Below are 20,732 nucleotides of genomic sequence, written 5' to 3' on the forward strand. Positions count from 1 at the left end.
TCAACCCGCGCGGACACGGCGTCGCACTCGAGCATCCCTCAGCCGGTGCTCGGCATGGCGTCGTGTCCGACCCTTCAGACCCCCGTACCGGCACGGCGTGGCGTTCGGCACGACTCCGGCGGCCGGATCACATAAGTCCTTCGGTCTCGGCCACCGAGGGAGCCGTGGAACCACGGAGATAGACCTCGGCGAGGAAGTCCGGCTCGCGGTGGTCGACGAGGCGGGTCAGCTCGGTACGGCCGGCGAGGGCGTGGTGCACCTCTTCGCCGCCCCGCGGATACTCGGCGACAGGATGTCTCCAGTGCACCGCGAGGAGGGTGCCGCCGGGGCTCAGCGCGGCGGTCGCGAGGTCGAGCATCCGGTTCAGGTCCTCGCCGCCGAAGTAGTAGAGCACCTCGGACAGCACGATGAGATCGAATCCGCTCTCCTGTAGCGGCCAGTCGCCGGGCATGGTGCGCCGTTCCACCCGCGTCCACGGGTAGCCGGCCGTACGCTCGGCGGCCGCCGCGACCGCGACGGGAGACAGGTCGCAGGCCAGCAGGCGGTCGCAGCGCGGGGCGAGCAGGGCGGTGAACACTCCGATGGAGCAGCCGACCTCGAAGGCGTCGCGGTAGCGGCGGGAGGGCAGCATCGCGGCGCTGACGGCGTATTTGCGTTCCTCGTACCAGCGGGAGGCGAACCCCCACGGGTCGGGTGAGGCCGAGTACATGTGATCGAAGTACTCCGGCCCGAGAGTCGACGGCTCGGCCGTCATCGGAAGAGCACCTCGTGGTCGCGGGTGAAGTGGGCGAGGATGCCGGGTGGGAGCACGGCCTCCAGGCCGTCGCGGGGCTCCAGCTGGCTGGCGAAGCAGCCGATGGCCGCCAGCTTGCGCGCCCGGTTCGGCGGCGGCAGGGGGATCCGCAGCGCCCGGCTCCAGGGCAGCCGCACGTCGCCGGGGCGGGCCCAGTGCCAGGTCCAGATCGGATAGAAGTAGGGCCGCAGCCCGGCCGCCACCGCAGCCCGGCCCGCGGCCTCGTGATCGGAGTGCACGTCCGCCTCCCACGGGGCCAGGCACACCTGGAACCCGGCGGCCGCCTCCTTCAACGCCTCGGCGAGCTCGCCCTCGTGGGCCGCCACCCCCGTGTCGGGCATCCCCAGCCGCAGGACCTCGACGGCGTGGGCGCCGAGCGCCTCCAGCGCGGACTCGCTCTCCTTCACCCGTCGCGCCGCCAGCGCCGGCACATCGGCGATGCCCGGGTGGGAGGCCTCTCCGTCGGTGACGGCGATCAGCCGGAGCCGTACGCCCGCGGCCGCCAGCAGCGACAGCAGCCCGCCCACCCCCAGCACCTCGTCATCGGGATGAGCCGCGATCACCACCACGCTCTGCCAGCCGCCGTACGCAAGCGCGGGAAGGGCGCCGAGCCCCGGCCACGCGCGCCACTCGGCCTCCGGGGTCCCCGGGGCGTCGATGGGGTTGAGGGCCGGACCGGCCTGTTCCGCGTTCACCAGACGGTCCCCTGCTCGGCGACGAGCGCGCCCAGCGCGGCCAGGTCCCGTTCGGCGTGATGCTGGCGCAGATAGACCGTCAGGTCGGCGACCCTGCGCCCGTGTGCCCTGTCGCGGGCGAGGGGCCCGGCTCCCAGCGCCCTGCCCACCCGGCCCATGACGTCGGTGGACACGGCCTCCACCAGTGCCTTGAGGCGCAGCGACCGCAGCCTTCCGGCGTCCTTGAGATCGTGGGGATCGGCGTCGATCTCGTCGGCCGCCTCCTGCAGGGCGGCCCTGGCGGTCCGCAGCGCCACGTCGACCGCGCCCAGGTGGGCCAGGGCGTGCGGACCGACGTCCCGCTCACCGGCGGCGGTCAGCAACGTCTCGGCCACTCCCCTGGCTCCTCCGTACCAGCACGCGGCGACGCCCGCACCGCCGTGGTGGAAGCCGGGTCGTTCCACGTATCCGCCCACCGGTCCCACCGGTTCGGCGCGAACGGCGTCGAAGAAGACGTCCAGGGTGTCGCTGGCGGCCATTCCCGTCGCCCCCCAGCTGTCGGCCACCGGTTCCAGGGCCTCGACCGCGACGGCGAAGAGGCGGGGGCCGTCCGGGGCCTCGGCGGTCACCAGGGCATGGGTGCACACCCGCGCTCCCGAGCAGTACTGTTTGGTCCCGCGCAGCCGCCAGCCGCCTTCCTCCGGAATCGCCGAGAGGGACGGGCCCGGGGGCTGTGCCGCCCACACGCCCCACCGGCTGTCCGGTGAGGGGCTCGGGCCGTCGAGTTCGGCGAGAATCGCGACGGCGTCGGCGTGGCCCTCGCACAGCCGCGCCAGCGACAGGTCACGCTGGGCCAGAGAGGCGAACGCCTCCCACCGCCGCATGGTCCGGCCCGCACCCGGCAACGGAAGGTCCAACCGTCCCGACGCCACGGCGGCGGCGAACTCCCCGCCGACCTCGCCGTACCGGACAGGACTTCCCTGCTTTTCCCCGTTCACAGGCTGGGGACTACCCCGCCGAAGGCATTCCTATCACCCGGCGCGGGCGATGAAGGAGCAGTGTTCTCCGGTTTCCCGTGTTCTCCGGGCGGATCGCCCGGTCACGGGTGCGTGCGTCCCTTCCCGCGAAGTCTTCGCGGGAAGGGACGCACGGTCCGGGACGAACTCGCCCGCACGCCGTCTTACCTGCTGTCCTGTAAGTCAGCGCCCCGCACGTCAGAACGAGATTCGTTAAAACGTCGTGTTTCAGGGCGCTGTGCTTCAGGGCCAGTCGAGAGAGGGGCGGAGGGGCATGTGTGCCTTGCCCTCGGAGTCGAGCTTCACTCCGAGGAGCTGGTGGAGCTGGATCTTGTTACGTTCGAAGCCGACCACGCAGCCGGCCATGTAGAGGCGCCAGACCCTGGCCCTGCCCTCGCCGACCTCCTCGACCGCCTCGTCCCAGTGCTCGTCGAGGTTGGCGCACCAGTAACGGAGGGTCTCGGCGTAGTGCTCGCGCAGGTTCTCCTCATGGCGGATCTCAAAACCGAGATCCTCCATCTGACGGACGAGGTAACCCACCGACTCCAGCTCCCCGTCGGGGAAGACGTAGCGGTTGATGAACCCCTTGGTGTTGATGGTCTTCTCGGTGCCCGTCGGCCGGGTGATGCAGTGGTTGAGCAGCCGCCCGCCCGGGACGAGCTTGTCGTAGAGGAACCGGAAGTAGAACGGCAGCTGCTCCTTGCCGATGTGCTCGGTCAGTCCGATCGAGCTGACGGCGTCGAAGTCGGTTTCCTTGACGTCCCGGTAGTCCATGTAGCGGACCTCGGCCAGTTCGCCGAGTCCCGCCTCGGCGATGGCCTTCTGCGCCCACTCGGCCTGCTGGCGCGAGAGGGTGACGCCCAGGGCCTTCACCCCGTACTCACGGGCCGCGTGGATGACCATGCCGCCCCAGCCGCAGCCGACGTCCAGCAGCCGCATGCCGGGCTTCAGGTCCAGCTTGCGGGCGACCAGGTCGAACTTGGCGTACTGCGCCTCCTCCAGCGTGGACTGCTCGTTGGGGAAGACCGCACAGGTGTAGGCCATGGAGGGGCCCAGCACCCACGAGTAGAACTTGTTGGACACGTCGTAGTGATGGTGGATGGCCTCGGCGTCGCGCTGCTTGGCGTGCCTGCTGCCCATCTTGGCCAGCATGCTGCGCCGCATCTCCTGCGGAGGCGGCGGCACCCGCTTCAGCAGCGGCCGTACGCCGAGAGCGCGCACCGCCGCCGCCTTCTGGCTCATCGGCAGGTCGTTCATGGTGAGCGACCACATCCGGGAGAGCAGGGCGTAGACGTCCCCGTGGACGTCGATGTGCCCGGACACGTAGGCCCTGGCAAGTCCCAGCTCGCCCGGCGCCTGTGCCAGGTAGGCTACGGCGACAGGGCTCTTCACCTCGATACTGATGTCCGCGCTGACCGGCCCGGCCTTGCTTCCGTCGTAGGCGATGAAGCGGACGTCCGCCTCAGGGCCCATGACCTTCTCAAAGATTTCTGCGAGCATCACAGAATCAACCTCCCTAGCGCCCCCGTACACACTTGTCGTAGAGGTCGAGCAACCGGCCACCCCCGTCGTATGCCCGCTTGACCGGCCAATAGGCCTTACCGTTATAAAACTTCCAGAATTCGTCCCGGGGATAGAACGATGTGGAGTATAGGGACTTGTGCCCGTCCAGCTCGTGCACCTGGTGCTCGATGAGACGGTTGTAGTAACCGTCGAACTGGCCTCGGGGCAGTGGGACCATCCCCCAGAAACCGAAGTTCACGTACAGCCGCCCCTGCTCCAGCGGGTAGAGAGGCCACTCGCCGTTGGACTTCAGCGGGCACATCCAGACCGGCGCCATGCCGACCTTGTCGTGGAAGAACTCCAGGAACTCGGCGCCCCGCTCGACGGGCACCTCGATGTCCTGGATGACCGACTCCTGCAGAGGCTGGCCACGCCAGCGGTCCACCCGGGCGATCACGCCGTATTTGTGGTCGAGCCCGACGAGCTTGCGATAGACGTCGGAGCGCATCCACTTGCGCGGCATCAGCGAGCGCACGAGCGCCCCCTGCACGCCGAAGGCACGCGAGCACCAGAACCAGTCGGTGTCCCAGCGCCACAGGTAGTCGCGGACGGTCAGCCAGTCGCGGGCCCTGGTCTGGATCGACCGGTAGTAGATGCGCATGCCGGTGTAGTCCGACAGGTACGGGGCACGCTCGGCGAAGCGCCCGACGGTGATGTAGAGCTCGCCGGGGCCGAAGAACGTGCCGTCCACGAAGTCGACCCGCTCCCCCTCGTGCTCGCCGCTCTCGCAGATCTCCTTCATGGCGATCATGCACTTGTCGGCGTCGGTGAAGGGGATGTGGCTCAGCCGGACGTACGGCTCCACGGCCCTGAGCTTGATCCGGATCCGCAGCGCGTAGCCCAGCGTGCCGTAGGAGTTGGGAAAGGCGCGGAACAGGTCGCGGTGCTCGTTGTCGTCACGGGCCACGACGATCCTGCCGTCGCCCGTGAGGATCTCCAGCTCCTCCACCGACTCGTGCGGCAGCCCGTCCCTGAAGCTGCTGGACTCGATGCCCAGCCCCGTCACCGCACCGCCCAGCGTGATGGTCTTCAGCTGCGGCACGACGTACGGCATGAGCCCGTGCGCCAGCGTGGCGTCCACCAGATGCTCGTAGGTCGTCATGCCCTGGACCTCGGCGGTCATGGTGATCGGGTCGACCTCAATGACCTGGTCCAGGTCCCGGGCCGACAGCTTCGCCGCCTTCGCGCCCTCCCTGAACCGGAACAGGTTCGTGGTGGCCTTGGCCAGCCGAGGCACCGCGTCGGCGGGGAGGGCGGCGTAGGACTCCCTGATCTGGTCCACCGCCCGCCGGTGTGCCGACATCTGTGTCATCTGTTGCACAGTAATCACCCCCATGACCTTCATCGAAAGATCGCCCCTAGCACGGTATAACTCGGATCTCTCCGGAACCAGGCGGGGCGCGTTAAACAAGGGAAAACTCTACGGACGTGTCACTCGGGAGTGGCGCCTGACCACCGTATCCACTCCGTTGACGACGTTCGTCACCGGGCGGCCGTTCACGACGGCCTCCAGGTTGTCCAGCACGAGGCGGATCATGCGTCCGGTGGACTGCGGGGTCACTCCGGCCACGTGTGGCGAGAGCAGCAGCCGGGGGCTGTCGCGCAGCGGATCGTCCGGCGGCAGCGGCTCGCTGTCGAACACGTCCAGCGCGGCGCCGCCCAGGTGCCCGGAGTCCAGGGCGGACAGCAGCCCCGCCGAGTTCACCACCGCCCCACGCGCCGCGTTGACGAGCAGCGACCCCACGGGCATCCGGGACGGGTCGACCAGCCCCCTCGTCTCCTCCGACAGCGCGATCACCACGACGAGCACGTCGGAGCCGGCGACCAGCTCGTCGAGTTCGCGGTAGGCGTAGGGCACCTCGCGCGGGGTGCGGCTCCAGTAGGAGACCTCGCACCCGTAACCGCCGAACATCCGCGCGCAGGTCTCCCCGATCGGGCCGAACCCGACGATGCCCACGCGCGAGCCGTACAGCTCCCTGGGCCCGAGGTCCAGCTGTGGCCAGCGGCCCGCCCTGACCGCGGCGTCGGCGTCGAGCAGCCGCCTCGACAGCGCGAGCGCGGCGGCGAGACACCACTCCGCGACCCCGATCGCGCTCACACCGCCCGCGTTGGACAGCGGCACGCCTGCGGCGGCCAGCGCGCCGAGGTCGTGGCCGTCCACGCCCACCGAGGGCTGCTGCACGAACGCCAGGCGCGGAGCCGCGTGGACGGCCTCGGCGTCCAGCGAGAGCTCGGCGGTCCAGTCGCCGACCACGATCTCGGCCTCGCCCAGGGCGTCGAGCAGGGCGCCGCGATCGCGAGCGGCCGGCACCGACAGGCTGATCCGCTCGCCCAGCGGGCCGAGCAGTCTTCTCAGCCCCTCCTCGGGAAGCGGGGGCAGGGCGACCACCTTCCAGGCGGCGCCGGCTTCCAGGGACACGTCACTCGCCTCCGCGGGGGTGGAAACTGTTGAACACGCGGTTCATCAGGCCCTGCTGCCCGGCCCACGCCGAGGCGTGGGTGGTCCAGCTGAGCACCATGATCTTATCGCCGACCGCGATGAACCTCTGCTTCTCGCGATACGTCACCCCGGCGGTGGCCCACGGTGCCCCGCCGCTGTCCTTCATCGTCCAGGTGAACTCCCACTGGAGCCCGGCGCCGTAGGCCAGGGGGATCTGCGCCGTGTCCTCGGACAGGATGTCGCTCCACCGCGCCACGTTGTCCCTGACCCCCGCCTGGAGCGACTCCAGGGTGTCGATCGAGCCGTCGAGCACCTCCACCGACATGTGCGCGGCTCCGTCGCGGCGCAGCCACTGGGTGTAGCCCGTGGGAGCCCAGTCGCCGGTCCAGTCGGCCGGATACTGGATGGACCAGTTCTCCGGCGCCTTGGCCTGCCACACCTTCAGCTGCGGCCCGGACTCGGCGACCACGGTCTTCGAGGGCTTGGGGGTGGGAGAGGGGCTGGGCTTCTTCGTCTTCGTCTCCGTCTTCTCGGGCTCGGCGGTGGACGGGGCCGTGGCCGGTTCGGTCTGCGTGACGGGCTGCGACTCCGGCGACGACACCGCCATGGCCACGGCCCCGCCTCCCACCGCCAGGACCACCACGGCCGCCACGATCAGCGGGATCCGGCTCCGGCTCTGGGGCCGCCTGCGGCCGTGCCCCGAGACGACGGGGTTCGCCGTCGTTCCGGTGGTCCTGTTGGCCCTGTTAGCCCCGGTGGCCCCGGTTGCCCTGGTGGAGCCGGTGGTCCCGACGCTCCGTCTCTCCCAGTCACCGGTACGGCGGGCCGGCGCCGACGGGTCACCGCTCGCCTGCGCCAGCAGCATGTCGGCCTGATCGACGGTCAGCCGGTGGGCGGGATCCCGCTGGAGCATGCCCGAGAGCACCTCCCGCATCGCCGGGGGCACCGGGCCGAAGTCGGGCTCCTCGGTGAGCAGGGCGCCGAGGGTGGAGATGGCGTCGCGGCGCTCGAAGGGACCGTGGCCCACCAGCGCCGCGTAAAGGGTGGCGCCGAGTGCCCACAGGTCGGACCAGGGACCCGCCTCGACGCCCATCGCGCGCTCTGGTGGCAGGAAGCTCGGCGAGCCCGTCACCATGCCGGTCTGCGTGAGGGAGCTGTCGCCCTCGATGGTGGCGATGCCGAAGTCGGAGAGCACCGCGCGGCCCTCGGCGTCGAGGAGGATGTTGCTGGGCTTGACGTCCCGGTGCAGGATGCCCGCCTCGTGCGCCGCCCGCAGGGCCGACAGCACCTGACGGCCGATGTCGGCGACCTGTTGCACGGGCAGCTGCCCGACCTCGTCCAGCCCGCGGGCCCTGACCAGTTCCATGATGATCCACGGGCGGTCGTCCTGCTCCGCCACGTCGTAGATCGCCACGATGCCCCGGTGATTGAGCCGGGCCGCGGTCCTGGCCTCACGCGAGGTGCGAGTCAGCTGGAGCTGATGCTCGGCCGGGGAGAGATGCGGCGGGAGCAGGACCTCCTTGACCGCGACCGAGCGGTTGAGGAGGGTGTCGTATCCCTCCCACACCACCCCCATGCCGCCTCGGCCAAGCTCTCGCAGCAATCGATAACGCCCAGCGACCACCCGTTCACTGTGCGGATATGTCATCTCAATTACCCCTAGACCTCGTTCAGAGAGGGCGCAAGTTTCCCATACCACCTGAGCGCCACGTGGCCTCAAGACAGATGTCTTGCCAGGGAAAGCCGAATGTTGTTCTACTTGGCCGTGGGGGAGGGACCGCGGATCGCCAGGCGGCTGCCCGCGTACGCCGTACCGAACCGGAGTCGAAATCGCACTCGAGGAGATATCGATGGAGCGCGTGACCAGAAAAGGCCCGCTGGCCGGAGTTCGCGTGCTCGAACTCGCCGGCCTGGCCCCCGGGCCGTTCGCCGGAATGATGCTCGCCGACCACGGCGCGGAGGTACTGCGGGTGGAGCGCGTCAAAACCGTCGCCGCGGCCGGGGACAGACCCCGCGCCGACGTGATGGACCGGGGCAAGCGGACGGTCGGCCTCGACCTGAAGTCCCCCGAGGGGGTGGCAGCGCTCAAGGAACTGGTCAGAAGCGCCGACGTGATCATCGAGGTCTTCCGGCCCGGGGTCGCGGAGCGGCTCGGCATCGGCCCCGCCGACCTGCACGCGGTCAACCCCCGCCTGATCTACGGGCGGATGACCGGCTGGGGCCAGGACGGCCCGCTGGCGCCCACCGCCGGGCACGACATCGACTACATCGCGATCTCCGGCATCCTGTCGATGCTGGGCCGCGAGGGCGAGAGGCCCACCCCGCCGATCAACATCCTGGGCGACTTCGCCGGCGGCGGCCTCATGCTGGCGTACGGCGTGCTGCTGGCGCTGCTGGAGCGGGAGCGGACCGGCGAGGGCCGGGTGATCGACGCGGCCATGGTGGACGGGGCCTCGACGCTGTTCGCGATGTTCTACCACGGCGTCCAGACCGGCGCCTGGGGCCCGCGCGGCACGAACCTGCTCGACACCGGCGCGCCGATGTACGACACCTACGAGACCGCCGACGGCAAGTTCCTGGCGGTCGGCGCACTGGAGCCGCAGTTCTGGGCGGAGATGGTCTCGCTCATGGGCCTCACGGACCTGCCCGACCGTGGCGACAGCGCCCAGTGGCCCGCGCTGCGCGAGCGGCTGGCCGAGGCCTTCAGGTCCAGGACCCGGGCCGAGTGGGAGGCGGTGTTCGACGGCACGGACGCGTGCGTCTCCCCCGTGCTGGAGATGGACGAGGCCGCCGACCATCCGCACAACAAGGCCCGCGGCGCGTTCGTCGAGGTCGGCGGCGTCCGGCAGCCCGCTCCCTCACCGCGCCTGCTCGGCGCGCCCGAGCAGGATCTCTCACCCGCCACCCGGCTGGCGGACCTGTCCTCCTGGGGCCTGTCCGACGAGACCACCGCCAGGCTCCGCGCCGCGGGAGTGCTCGCGTGACCTGACCTCCGCGGCCCGGAGAGCGCTCACGCGCCCCGGTCCTCACGGTCCGGAAGATGCCCGTCTCGTCTGGATCTCATGGTCCGGGGAGCGCTCGCGGCCTGATTCTCGCAGCTCAAGGGCGGTGCACCTGGCACAGGTGCACCGCCCTTTGTCATGGGGGTTGTAGATAATGTAGTAGATGTACTACATTCATAAACATGAGTACTGCGGTGGGTGTTCGCGGGTCGTGGATGAAGTACGGCGCGGCCGAGCGCCGGCTCGCCGCCCAGGGCTCATGAGCGCTGGGAGACTACTGACATGGCCGCGGAAGACGTATTCAACCGGATCCCGATGCTGAGAGCCGAGCGCGGAGTGTCGCGCAAGGATCTGGCAGCCGCCCTGGGCGTCCACTACCAGACGATCGGCTACCTGGAGCGCGGCGAGTACAGCCCGAGCCTGTATCTCGCCCTGCGCATCGCCGAGTACTTCGAAGTACCGGTGGAAGTCGTTTTCTCGTTGAGGTCGTTCCCACGGCTGGGAAGTGAGGCGAAGTGATGGGCAACCTGTCGGAGCGCTGGCAGCAGGCACAGGCCAAGGCCCTGGAGCGCGACCTCCTGCCCGGCTGGTACGCCACCCGGAGCCGCCGGCGGCTGCTCGCCGCGGCGGGGATGTTCGCGGTAGGGCTCATATGGGTCGACGCCGCCGTGTCCTGGAGCATCGGCCCGAGCGACGACGCCACCCGTATCAGCTTCATCCTGCTCGCGGTCATGTTCGTGATCTACATGCCGACCGTCACGCTGCTCAACATCGCCACTCGCGGTGTCAACGAATTGGCGGAGCGCCAGCTCGACGAGCGTCAGGTGGGTGAGCGCCTGCGCGCCATCGCCCTCGCTCACCGGATCATGCTGGGCATCCTCGTCGTGCTCGTCGCCGTGGCGCTGGCGGCGGGCCTGGCCCGCGGTGGTCCCGGCTCCTCCGTACCGACGACGACGGTCGTCCAGCTGTCGATCGCGCTGATGCTGACGCACCTCGTACTGCCGCTGATCGTCGTGGCCTGGCGGCTGCCCGATCCGCCGCCGGACGACGAATGATCGGCGCGGCGCGGACGGAGCCGCGGCGCGGACGCCCACGGCTCCGGGCCACGGTCCTCCATCTCGGCGGTGAAGGACTCGCTGCCATACATGGCCCGAACCTGTTTCCCGTGCGTCGCCGAGTACGTCAAGCCGCCGGCGAAAGTCGTTTTTCCCTTTGAAACCGTTCCCGTGATCGGACAGTGAGGCGAAGTAGTGAGCGAGCTAACCCCCCAGCAGCTGGAGAACCGCTATCGCAGCTGGCCTCCGCCCACCTGGTACGCCACCCGCAGGGGCCGTCGGATCCTCGCCGGCGTGGGCGCCGCATCCGCCGGAATGATCTGGGTCAGCGCGATCGTGTGTTTCTATCTCGCGCCGAGCACCACCGCCATGTGGACCACCTTCGCCCTGGCGGGGATCGCATCGGTGATCTACGTCGTGTTCTACAGCGCACTCATCGGGGCCACCCGCGGTACGGTCGGCCTCGCCGAGCGCCACCTTGACGAACGCCAGTCCCGCGAACGCCAGAAGATCCAGGCCGACGCCCGTCGAGGAACCTTGTGGATTCTCATCGCACTCGGCGTGTCGCTCTCGCTCGCGGTGCCCAAGGGCGAACTCATCGTCCGGGTCCCCTCGGCGGCGATCACCGTACTCGTGTTCGCCGTGATCGCGACGCACCTGATCCTGCCGTCGCTGCTGGCGGCCTGGCGGCTGCCCGACCCGCTGCCGGACGACGAGGACTGACCGCGGTCATTACGCCGCCACGGCCGGAATCGCCTTGATCAGACGGTCGAAGCGCCTCCCCTGTCACCCCATCGAGGGGAACACCGCCACGTAGAGGTCCACGCCGTCCCGGTGATGGATCTCCACGTCGGTGGTGAAGGCGCGCGGCGGGGTGCCTCCGGACTCGGTGTGCTTCCACACCTGCTGCCACGCGTCGAGCAGCGCGTCCGGCATCTGCCCCCGGGCCTCCAGCTTCATCGACGGCACCCCGGACACCCGGACCGCGACCATGCCCTCGGGCAGCGCGGCGGCGCTGCGCACGGCCACCCCGACGATCTGGGTGTAGGAGCCGTGGTGGTCGTTCTCGTAGTCGGTCAGCACGGCGTAGAGGTTCTCGTCCACCCGGCCGGGCACATGTGCGAAGGCTCCCGGAGAACCCGCCCGCGCCCACAGCGTGCCGAGCCGTCCCCGGCCCTGCTCCATCTCGTCGGCGTTGGAGGTCCGTACGGCATGGCCCACGACGAGCATCTCAGGCCGATCAACAACGATCACAGCTACTCCTCATGGCCACACCGTTAAATTCACGCAAACCGGATCCTAGTCCCCGCTCTGGCCAGGTCGATCCTCTTCGGGGCGGCTCGAACGGGGAGCGCTCGTTTTTGGTTATTCACCCGATAAGATGGGCGAACGTGAAGTTTCTTAATGAGATGGCACCGGCCTACGACCTGACCTACAGCGACGTGTTCATGGTCCCCTCGCTGTCCTCGATCGACTCGCGGCTCGCCGTCGACCTGTCGACCCACGACGGGACCGGCACCACCATCCCCATCGTCGTCGCCAACATGACCGCGGTCGCGGGACGCCGTATGGCCGAGACAGTCGCCCGGCGGGGCGGGATCGCCGTGATCCCCCAGGACATCCCTATCGACGTCGTCGCGAACGTCGTCGACTGGGTCAAGAAACGCGACCTGGTTCACGACACGCCACTCACGCTCACCCCGCACGACACCGTCGGTGAGGCGCTCAACCTGCTGCCCAAGCGCTCCCACGGCGCGGTCGTCATCGTCGACTGGGACAACCGCCCGATCGGCGTGGTCACCGAGAGCGACTGCTCCGGCGTGGACATGTACACGCAGCTGTCCCAGGTCATGTCCGACCACCTGCTCAGCCTGCCCGCGGGCCTCAACCCGCGCGAGGCGTTCGACCGGCTCCACGGAGGCCGTCACCGGCTCGCCCCGGTCGTCGACGACGACGGACGCCTCGTCGGCATCCTGACCCGGACCGGCGCGCTGCGGGCCACGCTGTACAGGCCCGCGCTCGACACCTCAGGAAGGCTGCGCATCGCCGCCGCCGTCGGCGTCAACGGCGACGTGGCGGCCAAGGCCGAGGAAGTGCTCGAGGCCGGGGTGGACTGCCTGGTCGTGGACACCGCCCACGGCCACCAGGAGAAGATGATCAGCGCTCTGAAGGCGGTCCGCGCGCTCAACCCCGGCGTGCCGATCGCGGCGGGCAACGTCGTCACCGCCGCCGGCGTGCGCGACCTCGTCGAAGCCGGAGCGGACATCCTCAAGGTCGGCGTCGGACCCGGCGCCATGTGCACCACCCGGATGATGACCGGCGTGGGCCGCCCGCAGTTCTCCGCCGTGCTGGAGTGCTCCGCCGAGGCCCGCCGCCTCGGCCGTCACGTCTGGGCCGACGGCGGCGTCCGCCACCCTCGCGACGTGGCCCTGGCCCTGGCCGCGGGCGCGGCCAACGTGATGATCGGCTCCTGGTTCGCCGGCACCTACGAGTCTCCCGGCGACACGCGCACCGCCGCCGACGGCCGCAAGTACAAGGAGAACTTCGGCATGGCCTCGGCCCGCGCCGTGAAGCTGCGCACGGCTGACGACTCCCCCTTCGACCGGGCCCGCAAGGCACTGTTCGAGGAGGGCATCTCCACCTCCAGGATGTATCTCGACCCGGCCATGCCCAGCGTCGAGGACCAGATCGACGCCATCGTGGCCGGCCTGCGCTCCTCCTGCACCTACGCGGGCGCCTCCACCCTGGAGGAGTTCCACGAGCGTGCGGTGGTCGGCATCCAGAGCTCGTCCGGCTACACCGAGGGTCTGCCGCTCCACCAGAGCTGGTGACCTCGGGGGCGGCGGCGCCCGGCGTCGTCGTCCCAGCCGGGTTGCCCTCCGCTCCCGGCCCCGTCCCCGGTCACCGGGCGCGCTGCGAGGTCTCTCAGGAGCGCGCCGGGCTTTCCCGTCGGGCCCGCGCATCTGTGCGCCCGGCGCGGAGGTGCCGGTTGTCGGCGGGGGCACATCCGTGACCCGCCGGGGACGGGTGGGCCGTTCACCCGCAGGAAGGTGGCTCCATCACGCGTCTGCGATCACGGGGGTCATCCGGGGACAGCGGTCTCCCCCGGTAGCGGGTGAGACGGCACAGGGCCATCAGCCCCATCAGCGCGAGTACTGCCTCGATCACCACGATGAATGCGATCATTCAAGCTTCCTTCGCGGGCCCGGCCCCTGATGTCCCTTTTACATCCATCGCAGGCACCATTTCGTAAGAACCTTAACAGTAGGAGATCCCATTTGTCGCGCAATGTCCACTTTTGTTCTTATTGTCTTTCATGATTTTCGCGCGACGCCAGATCCACGGTGGGACCGCGCATCGACACCCCTCCGGGGGGTAGTCCGCAAGCCGGACCATCACCCACTCTGGAGAGGCACATGGACATGGCAGACATGCCCACGAATCTGGACGCGCAGGTCGTCGTCGACCGTAGGGTCCTGTCCGGCTACGACAACTATCTGGCCGCGCAGCGGACCGTGGACACCCTCTCGGACGCGGGGTTCCCCGTCGAGAACGTGGCGATCGTCGGTAGCGACCTGAAGCTCGAGGAGACCGTCACCGGCAGGATGACCAACGGACGGTCCGCGCTCGCCGGAGCGGGCAGCGGCGTGATCTTCGGCGCCGTCGCGGGGATGTTCCTCGGGCTGTTCACCTCGACCACGCTGTCGTTCGTCGTACTCGTGCTGTGGGCGGCGCTCTGGGGCGCCGTGATGGGCGCCGCGTTCGGTTTCATCAACCACCTGTTCACCGGTGGCAAGCGTGACTTCGCCTCGCGCAGCGCGATCGTCGCCGGCCGCTACGACGTGCTGGTCACGGCCTCGCACCTCGACCATGCCCGCGCCATCCTGGACGGGACCCCGGGTCCCGCCGACACCGTGGTCGTCGAGGTCCCGCAGTCCGCCGGAACGTACGATCCCGCGGCCGTGCAGCCGACCGCGCCGGACCACCCCTTCCCTTCGCAGCCGACCGCTCCGGACCTCCCCGCCCCCGAGCGGACGATCACGCCGGAACGCCCCGCCCCGACGCGGACGATCACGCCGGAGCAGGCCGTTCCCGCGCAGCCTGCCACGTCCGACAGCCCTCGGCCCTGAGGCCCCGGCCGTGAGAGGGTGGCGGATCTCGGAGGGTCCTTCACGAACCCGCCAGCTCATCCCTTGACGCTGCCCGCCAGCAGGCCTCGGACGAAGTAACGCTGCATCGACAGGAAGACCGTCAGCGGGATGATCACCGAGACGAACGCGCCCGCGGTCAGGCGCTGCCACTCGTTGCCGCGGGTGCCGGCCATCTGCGCCAGCCGTACCGTCATGGGAGCGCTGTCGGGGGTGCCACCGGCGAAGATCAGGCCCACCAGCAGGTCGTTCCAGACCCAGAGGAACTGGAAGATCGCGAAGGTGGCCAGTGCGGGGAGGACCAGCGGAAGGACGATCCTGCGCAGGATCACTCCGTGGTTGGCGCCGTCCACCCTGGCCGCCTCCATGAGCTCGCCGGGAAGCTCGGACATGAAGTTGTGCAGCAGGAAGATGCCCAGCGGCAGGGCGAAGCAGGTGTGTGCGAACCAGACCTGGATGAAGCGGGCCGGCCCCTCCAGGTTCCAGGCGGGTGACAGCTGGAGGCCGAAGACCTCCACGCCCTGGGAGAAGAAGGACAGCAGCGGGACGAGCGACATCTGCAGTGGCACGATCTGGAGTGCGAAGACACCGATGTAGATCCACTCGCGTCCGCGGAACGGCAGCCAGGCCAGCGCGTAGGCGGCGAAGGTGGCCAGGGCCAGCGGAAAGAGCACCGAGGGGACCGTGATGACGATCGAGTTGATCAGGAAGCTCATCATCTGACCGGAGGACGAGGAGGTGCCGAACAGCACCTCCCGGTAGTTCTCCAGCGTGAGCTGCGGATCGGCGAAGAACGTCCACCAGCCGGTGGTCTTGATCTGGTCCTCGGGACGCAGCGAGGACAGCAGCAGGCCGAAGGTCGGGGTGGTCCACAGGACCGCGATGACGATCGCGACGGCGCTGGCGATCCTGCTGCTCAGACGCCACCGGACACGCTGCGGCGCCGTCGTGGTCTTCGCCCGCACCGCGGTCTGGGCCAACGTGGTCACGCTGCCTCCTTCGTCGGCCACGTTCCCGTAGCACTGTGCCTGCCGGTTCGCTCACTCATCGGGCGGCCTCCCGGCGCTGGCGGATCTGGTAGACGACGATGGGCAGCACGAGGACGAACAGGAAGACCGCCAGCGCCGCTCCCTTGCCGGTCTCGCCGTACCGGAACGCCTGGTTGTACATCTCGTTGGCGATGACGCTGGTGTCGAACTGGCCGCCGGTCATGGTCCGGACGATGTCGAACAGCTTCAGCGTGCCGATCGACTGGGTGACCAGCACCACGACCACGGCGGTGCGGATGGAGGGCAGCGTCACCCGGAAGAACATCTGCATCGGGCTCGCCCCGTCCAGCTTGGCGGCCTCGATGATCTCGGCGGGGATCCCCTTGATCGCTGCGGAGAGCACGACGGTGGCGAAACCGGCCTGGATCCAGACCATCACCACGATCAGGAACAGCGTGTTGAACGGAGGATCCTGAAGCCACTGCTGGGGCTCCCCTCCCACGGCGACCACGAGCTGGTTGAGCAGGCCGATCTGTTCCTGCTCTCCGGAGCGGTAGGCGTAGACGAAACGCCAGATGATGCCCGCGCCGACAAAGGAGATCGCCATCGGCAGGAAGACCAGCGACTTGGCGATCGACTCGAAGCGCGTACGGTCCACCAGGACCGCGTAGACCAGCCCGACCGAGGTCACCAGCAGCGGGACGAGCAGGACCCAGACGAGCGTGTTGCGCAGGACGGTCACGGCCTCGGGCTGGGTGAACATCCAGGCGTAGTTGTCCAGACCGACCCACTGCTTGCTGTCGCCGCTCATGAACGACAGCAGGGTCGTCCGGATGGCGGGAATCACCAGGCCGATGCCGAGAAGCAGGAGCGCGGGCAGGAGCAGGATCGTCGCGTGGAGCCAGGCCCGCCGCCGCATCGGGGCGCGGTCGACCAGGATCAGGACGACCGCGACCACCACGAGGAAGGCGGCGACGCCGATCAGCAGTTGGACGAGTTTGGGTTGTTCGGCGGCGAAGTCGAAGTCCATCGGAGGGATCTCCCGGAGGGAACGGGCCAAGACGGACGATGTGTCCGGTGCCGGTCACCCGGCACCGGACACATCGCTATATATCAGGACTTAGGCCAGGAAGCCTCGATGTAGTCGAGGACCGTCTTGGTGTCCTTGCCGTTGATCCAGTCGGTCATGCCCTTCCAGAACGTGCCGGCGCCGACCGCGGCCGGCATCAGGTCCGAGCCGTCGAAGCGGAAGACCGTGCTCGGGTCCTGGAGCATCTCCATGGAGAGCTTGTCGATCGGGTTCTGGGCGTTGGCGGGGTCCACGCCCTTGCGCGCGGTGACGTAGGTCGCCAGCTTCATGCGGGTGGCGGGGAACTCCGCGCCGGCGAGGTAGGCCTGGACGGCCTGGACCTCAGGACGGTCGGTGAAGGCCGCCACGAACTCGCCCGCGCCGAGCACCGGCTTCTTGGCCGGGTCGTTGCCCGGCAGGTAGAACGCGAACACGTCGCCGTCCTCGGCCACCTTGGTGCCCTCGGGCCAGAAGTTGGCGTAGAAGGACGCCTGGCGGTGCAGGGCGCACTTGCCCTCGGTGATCGGGACGCCGCCCTCCTGGAAGGCGGTGCTGACGATCGACTTCACCGGGCCGTAGCCGCCGTTGACGAACTTCTCGTTCTTGAGGATCGCGCCGACCTTGTCCACGGCCGAAACGATCTTGGGATCGTTGAACGGGATCTTGTGGCTCACCCAGTCGTCGTAGCCCTCGGGACCGATCTCCCGGAGCAGGATGTCCTCGATCCAGTCGGTGGCCGGCCAGCCGGTCGCGTCACCGGACTCCAGTCCTGCGCACCACGGCTTGATGCCGGTGCCCGCGATCGTGTTGGTGAGCGTCATGAGCTCGTCCCAGGTCTTGGGGACGGCCCAGCCCTTCTCCTTGAACATGCCCGGCGAGTACCAGACGAAGGACTTCACGCTGGCGCCCAGCGGAGCGCCATAGAAGACGCCGTCGACGGTGGCGTACTTGGCCCAGTCGGGCGACCAGCCCTCCTCGGCCAGCTTCTTCACCTCGGCCGAGGCCGGCTTGAGCTTTCCGGCCTTGGCGAAGCGCTCCAGCAGGCCGGGCTGCGGGAAGAACGCGATGTCCGGCGGGTTGCCGCCGTCGGCACGCACCTGGATCTGAGCCTCGAACTCGCCGCTGCCCTCGTAGGCGATCTTCATTCCGGTGCACGTGGCAAATGGCTTCCAGGCTTCCTGGAAAAGGTCGGCCTCGGCATCACGGATGGAAGAGTAAATGCTGACGGTCTTGCCCGCATGATTGCCGTATTGGGTGAAGGCTGCGCATTCGGGGGCCGCGCTGGCGCTGCCGCCACCCGCCGATGGCTTGGCATCCGTGGAGGCGCAGGCGCTGGCGACCAGAGCGAGTCCGATGGTGCCCGCTGCCAGAGCGACGCGATGAGGCCGTGAGAGGAGTGACATGAACCTTCCTCCATATACGTTGCCGGGGAGTGTGAGAGCGCTCTCTGGAAGAATTGTCTGCACACAACGCGATGTCAATAACTGTGATATTACGGTTACGGGTCCATTTTTCTTGACATGCTCCTTGCGCTACCGTGATGCTCCAGAGAGCGCTCTCACATGACTGCGAAACAGAATGGGGCGGTGAGGACATGACCATGTCCGCCCAAAAGTCCTACAATCTTCAGGACTCCGGCGTACTGAGGTTTCCCGAGGGCTTCGTCTGGGGCGCCGCCACCGCGGCCTACCAGATCGAGGGCGCGGCCCGAGATGACGGCAGGGGACCCTCGATCTGGGACACCTTCTCCCGGACCCCCGGCAAGGTGCACGCCGGCCACACCGGCGACGTCGCCTGCGACCACTACCACCGCTATCCCGAAGACGTCCGCATCATGGGCGACCTGGGCCTGCACGCCTATCGTTTCTCCATCTCCTGGCCTCGCATCCAGCCGGACGGCGCGGGCCCGGCCAACCCTCGCGGCCTGGACTTCTACGACCGCCTGGTGGACGAGCTCCAGGGCGGCGGCATCACCCCGATCGTGACGCTCTACCACTGGGACCTGCCGCAGACCCTGGAGGACCGGGGCGGCTGGACCAACCGGGAGACCGCCGAGCGGTTCGCCGAGTATGCCGCGATCATGTATTCCCGTCTGGGCGACCGCGTCGAAACCTGGACCACGCTGAACGAGCCCTGGTGCTCGGCCTTCCTCGGTTACGCCTCGGGCATCCACGCGCCGGGCCGTACCGAACCCGAGGTGAGCTTCGCCGCCGCCCACCACCTGCTGCTCGGCCACGGACTGGCCGTCCAGGCGCTGCGCGCCGCGGGCGCGAGCCAGATCGGCATCACGCTCAACCTCGCCCCCGTCCTCGGCGACGACGCCGAGGCGGCGTCCATCGTGGACGGCCTGCAGAACCGGATCTTCCTGGACCCGGTGCTCCGCGGCGAGTATCCCGCCGACGTGGTGGAACGGGCCGGCCGCTTCACCGACTGGTCCTTCGTCAAGGACGGCGACCTGGAGATCATCAGCCAGCCGATCGACCTGCTGGGCGTGAACTACTACAACCCGCAGACCGTGACCGGCCGCGCCGGCGAGCCCGCCAACCCGGTCTACCCGGGCAGCGAGGGAATCGCCTTCCCCGGCGCCGACGCGCCGAAGACCGCGATGGGCTGGCCGGTGCAGCCGTTCGGGCTGACCGAGCTGCTGGTAAGGCTGTCGCACGACTATCCGGGCACCCCACTGATCATCACCGAGAACGGTGCGGCCTTCGACGACGTCGTGGAGGACGGCCAGGTGCACGACGTCGGCCGCCTGTCCTACCTGGACGGGCACCTGCGCGCCGCGCACGCCGCCATCGAGGCGGGCGTCGATCTGCGCGGTTATCTGGTCTGGTCGTTGCTGGACAATTTCGAGTGGGCCGAAGGGTATCGCAAACGTTTCGGTGTCGTACATGTCGACTACAACACTCAGCGCCGCACACCCAAGGACAGCGCCCTGTGGTATCGCGAGGTCGTCCGCCGGAACGGGCTGTGAGGGCCCGTCCGACCCTGGAGAAAGTGGCCGCCCGGGCAGGAGTCTCCCGGGCGACCGCCTCTCGCGTGATCAACGGCTCCACCCGCGTGGCACCGCAGATCCGCGAGGCGGTGAACCGCGCCGTGGAGGAGCTGGGCTACGTCCCCAACCAGGCGGCGCGGAGCCTGGTCACCCAGCGGGCCGACTCGATCGCCCTGGTCTTCCCCGAGCCCGCGACCCGCGTCTTCTCCGACGACCCAACCTTCGCCGGGATCATCCGGGGAGTCAGCATGGAGATCGAGAAGGCCGACAAGCAGCTTGTGCTGATGCTCACCGGTCTGGAGGGCGGCTACCAGCGGGTCGAGCGCTACGCCACCAACGGGCACGTGGACGGCGTGATCATCGCGTCGATGCACGGAACCGATCCGCTGCCGGCGATCCTGACCCGGCGCGGCGTCCCGGTGGTCTGCAGCGGCCGGCCGGGCGCGCCCAACAGCCTCCCGTACGTGGACATGGACAACTCGGGGGGTGCCGAGCGCGCCGTCGCGCATCTGGTGGAGCAGGGACGCCGCCGGATCGCGACCATCGCCGGACCGCAGGACATGATCGCCGGGATCGACCGGCTCAACGGCTACCGCGACACCCTGCGTGACTCCGACCGCCGCTCGATCATCGCGGTGGGTGACTTCACCCGCGAGTCCGGGGTGATCGCGATGCGGCAGCTGCTGGCCGACGACCCCGAGATCGACGCGGTGTTCGTGGCGAACGACCTGATGGCGCTGGGAGCGCTGCGGACCCTGCGAGGTGCGGGGCGCCGGGTGCCCGACGACGTCGCCGTCGTCGGCTTCGACGACATCCCGGCCGCGGCCTACGCCGAACCACCCCTGACCACGGTCAGGCAGTCGACCGTCGAGATGGGCCGCCGGCTCGCGCGCATGGTGCTGGATCTGGAGGAGAAGGCACAGCTGGTGCTCCCCACGGAGCTGGTGGTACGGGAGTCCACCAGGAAACCCTGACCACGACGGTGCGG

At 69.1% G+C, this 20,732-nt stretch carries 20 protein-coding genes; 8 read left to right on the forward strand and 12 right to left on the reverse strand.

Annotated elements, in window-relative coordinates; all coding sequences use genetic code 11:
* Positions 1-127: 127 nt before the first annotated feature.
* The 7 genes from DKM19_RS34860 to DKM19_RS51240 form a co-directional block, all read right to left on the reverse strand.
* Positions 128-754, reverse strand: coding sequence for a class I SAM-dependent methyltransferase (locus DKM19_RS34860; RefSeq protein ID WP_110701684.1), 627 nt, complete (start codon positions 752-754; stop codon positions 128-130).
* On the reverse strand, positions 751-1,488 hold the full coding sequence (locus DKM19_RS34865; RefSeq protein ID WP_204358372.1) for a PIG-L deacetylase family protein: 738 nt from the start codon (positions 1,486-1,488) through the stop codon (positions 751-753). Before DKM19_RS34865 ends, DKM19_RS34860 begins: the two co-directional genes overlap by 4 nt.
* The gene (locus DKM19_RS34870; protein ID WP_239513740.1) at positions 1,485-2,465 is read right to left on the reverse strand and encodes an acyl-CoA dehydrogenase; all 981 of its coding nucleotides are present in this window, start codon (positions 2,463-2,465) and stop codon (positions 1,485-1,487) included. Before DKM19_RS34870 ends, DKM19_RS34865 begins: the two co-directional genes overlap by 4 nt.
* Positions 2,466-2,726: 261 nt before the next feature.
* On the reverse strand, positions 2,727-3,986 hold the full coding sequence (locus tag DKM19_RS34875; protein WP_110701688.1) for a class I SAM-dependent methyltransferase: 1,260 nt from the start codon (positions 3,984-3,986) through the stop codon (positions 2,727-2,729).
* Between the two features lie 13 nt (positions 3,987-3,999).
* Positions 4,000-5,382: an FAD-binding oxidoreductase gene (locus DKM19_RS34880; protein WP_369986642.1), complete on the reverse strand. Its 1,383-nt coding sequence runs from the start codon at positions 5,380-5,382 to the stop codon at positions 4,000-4,002.
* Between the two features lie 84 nt (positions 5,383-5,466).
* Positions 5,467-6,465: a D-isomer specific 2-hydroxyacid dehydrogenase family protein gene (locus DKM19_RS34885; RefSeq protein ID WP_239513741.1), complete on the reverse strand. Its 999-nt coding sequence runs from the start codon at positions 6,463-6,465 to the stop codon at positions 5,467-5,469.
* A gap of 1 nt (position 6,466) precedes the next feature.
* Positions 6,467-8,134, reverse strand: coding sequence for a serine/threonine-protein kinase (locus tag DKM19_RS51240; RefSeq protein ID WP_204358373.1), 1,668 nt, complete (start codon positions 8,132-8,134; stop codon positions 6,467-6,469).
* Between the two features lie 202 nt (positions 8,135-8,336).
* On the opposite strand from DKM19_RS51240, the gene DKM19_RS34895 reads away from it, so the two are divergent.
* The 4 genes from DKM19_RS34895 to DKM19_RS34910 all read left to right on the forward strand — a co-directional run bounded on the left by DKM19_RS34895 (position 8,337) and on the right by DKM19_RS34910 (position 11,266).
* The gene (locus tag DKM19_RS34895) at positions 8,337-9,470 is read left to right on the forward strand and encodes a CaiB/BaiF CoA-transferase family protein (RefSeq protein WP_110701692.1); all 1,134 of its coding nucleotides are present in this window, start codon (positions 8,337-8,339) and stop codon (positions 9,468-9,470) included.
* A gap of 300 nt (positions 9,471-9,770) precedes the next feature.
* A complete protein-coding gene (locus DKM19_RS34900; RefSeq protein WP_089207699.1) occupies positions 9,771-10,007 on the forward strand; it encodes a helix-turn-helix transcriptional regulator in 237 nt (78 codons plus the stop codon).
* The gene (locus DKM19_RS34905) at positions 10,007-10,543 is read left to right on the forward strand and encodes a hypothetical protein (RefSeq protein ID WP_110701694.1); all 537 of its coding nucleotides are present in this window, start codon (positions 10,007-10,009) and stop codon (positions 10,541-10,543) included. Before DKM19_RS34900 ends, DKM19_RS34905 begins: the two co-directional genes overlap by 1 nt.
* A gap of 195 nt (positions 10,544-10,738) precedes the next feature.
* A complete protein-coding gene (locus tag DKM19_RS34910; protein ID WP_110701696.1) occupies positions 10,739-11,266 on the forward strand; it encodes a hypothetical protein in 528 nt (175 codons plus the stop codon).
* A gap of 63 nt (positions 11,267-11,329) precedes the next feature.
* Here DKM19_RS34910 and DKM19_RS34915 read toward each other — a convergent pair whose 3' ends face one another.
* Entirely contained in the window at positions 11,330-11,797 is a 468-nt protein-coding gene (locus DKM19_RS34915; RefSeq protein WP_089207696.1) for a GyrI-like domain-containing protein, read from the reverse strand.
* Positions 11,798-11,934: 137 nt separating this feature from the next.
* Here DKM19_RS34915 and DKM19_RS34920 point away from each other — a divergent pair, with 137 nt between their 5' ends.
* Positions 11,935-13,374, forward strand: a complete 1,440-nt coding sequence (locus DKM19_RS34920; RefSeq protein WP_110701698.1) for a GuaB1 family IMP dehydrogenase-related protein — start codon at positions 11,935-11,937, stop codon at positions 13,372-13,374.
* A gap of 205 nt (positions 13,375-13,579) precedes the next feature.
* On the opposite strand, the gene DKM19_RS50055 is transcribed toward DKM19_RS34920, so the two are convergent.
* A complete protein-coding gene (locus DKM19_RS50055; RefSeq protein WP_162641994.1) occupies positions 13,580-13,729 on the reverse strand; it encodes a hypothetical protein in 150 nt (49 codons plus the stop codon).
* 230 nt (positions 13,730-13,959) lie between these two features.
* Here DKM19_RS50055 and DKM19_RS34925 point away from each other — a divergent pair, with 230 nt between their 5' ends.
* Positions 13,960-14,673, forward strand: coding sequence for a general stress protein (locus DKM19_RS34925; protein ID WP_204358374.1), 714 nt, complete (start codon positions 13,960-13,962; stop codon positions 14,671-14,673).
* Positions 14,674-14,729: 56 nt separating this feature from the next.
* On the opposite strand, the gene DKM19_RS34930 is transcribed toward DKM19_RS34925, so the two are convergent.
* The 3 genes from DKM19_RS34930 to DKM19_RS34940 form a co-directional block, all read right to left on the reverse strand.
* Entirely contained in the window at positions 14,730-15,680 is a 951-nt protein-coding gene (locus DKM19_RS34930; protein WP_110706207.1) for a carbohydrate ABC transporter permease, read from the reverse strand.
* Between the two features lie 55 nt (positions 15,681-15,735).
* Complete coding sequence (locus tag DKM19_RS34935; RefSeq protein ID WP_110701700.1) at positions 15,736-16,710, reverse strand: carbohydrate ABC transporter permease; 975 nt, start codon at positions 16,708-16,710, stop codon at positions 15,736-15,738.
* A gap of 83 nt (positions 16,711-16,793) precedes the next feature.
* Complete coding sequence (locus DKM19_RS34940; RefSeq protein WP_110701702.1) at positions 16,794-18,152, reverse strand: ABC transporter substrate-binding protein; 1,359 nt, start codon at positions 18,150-18,152, stop codon at positions 16,794-16,796.
* A 191-nt stretch (positions 18,153-18,343) separates the two neighbouring features.
* Here DKM19_RS34940 and DKM19_RS34945 point away from each other — a divergent pair, with 191 nt between their 5' ends.
* Positions 18,344-19,723 carry a GH1 family beta-glucosidase gene (locus DKM19_RS34945; protein WP_110701703.1) on the forward strand — a complete coding sequence of 460 codons (1,380 nt, stop codon included), beginning with the start codon at positions 18,344-18,346 and terminating at the stop codon, positions 19,721-19,723.
* Complete coding sequence (locus DKM19_RS34950) at positions 19,720-20,718, forward strand: LacI family DNA-binding transcriptional regulator (RefSeq protein WP_110701705.1); 999 nt, start codon at positions 19,720-19,722, stop codon at positions 20,716-20,718. Before DKM19_RS34945 ends, DKM19_RS34950 begins: the two co-directional genes overlap by 4 nt.
* Positions 20,719-20,732: the final 14 nt, after the last annotated feature.

It is taken from the genome of Streptosporangium sp. 'caverna' (assembly GCF_003203775.1).
Lineage (GTDB): Bacteria > Actinomycetota > Actinomycetes > Streptosporangiales > Streptosporangiaceae > Streptosporangium > Streptosporangium subroseum.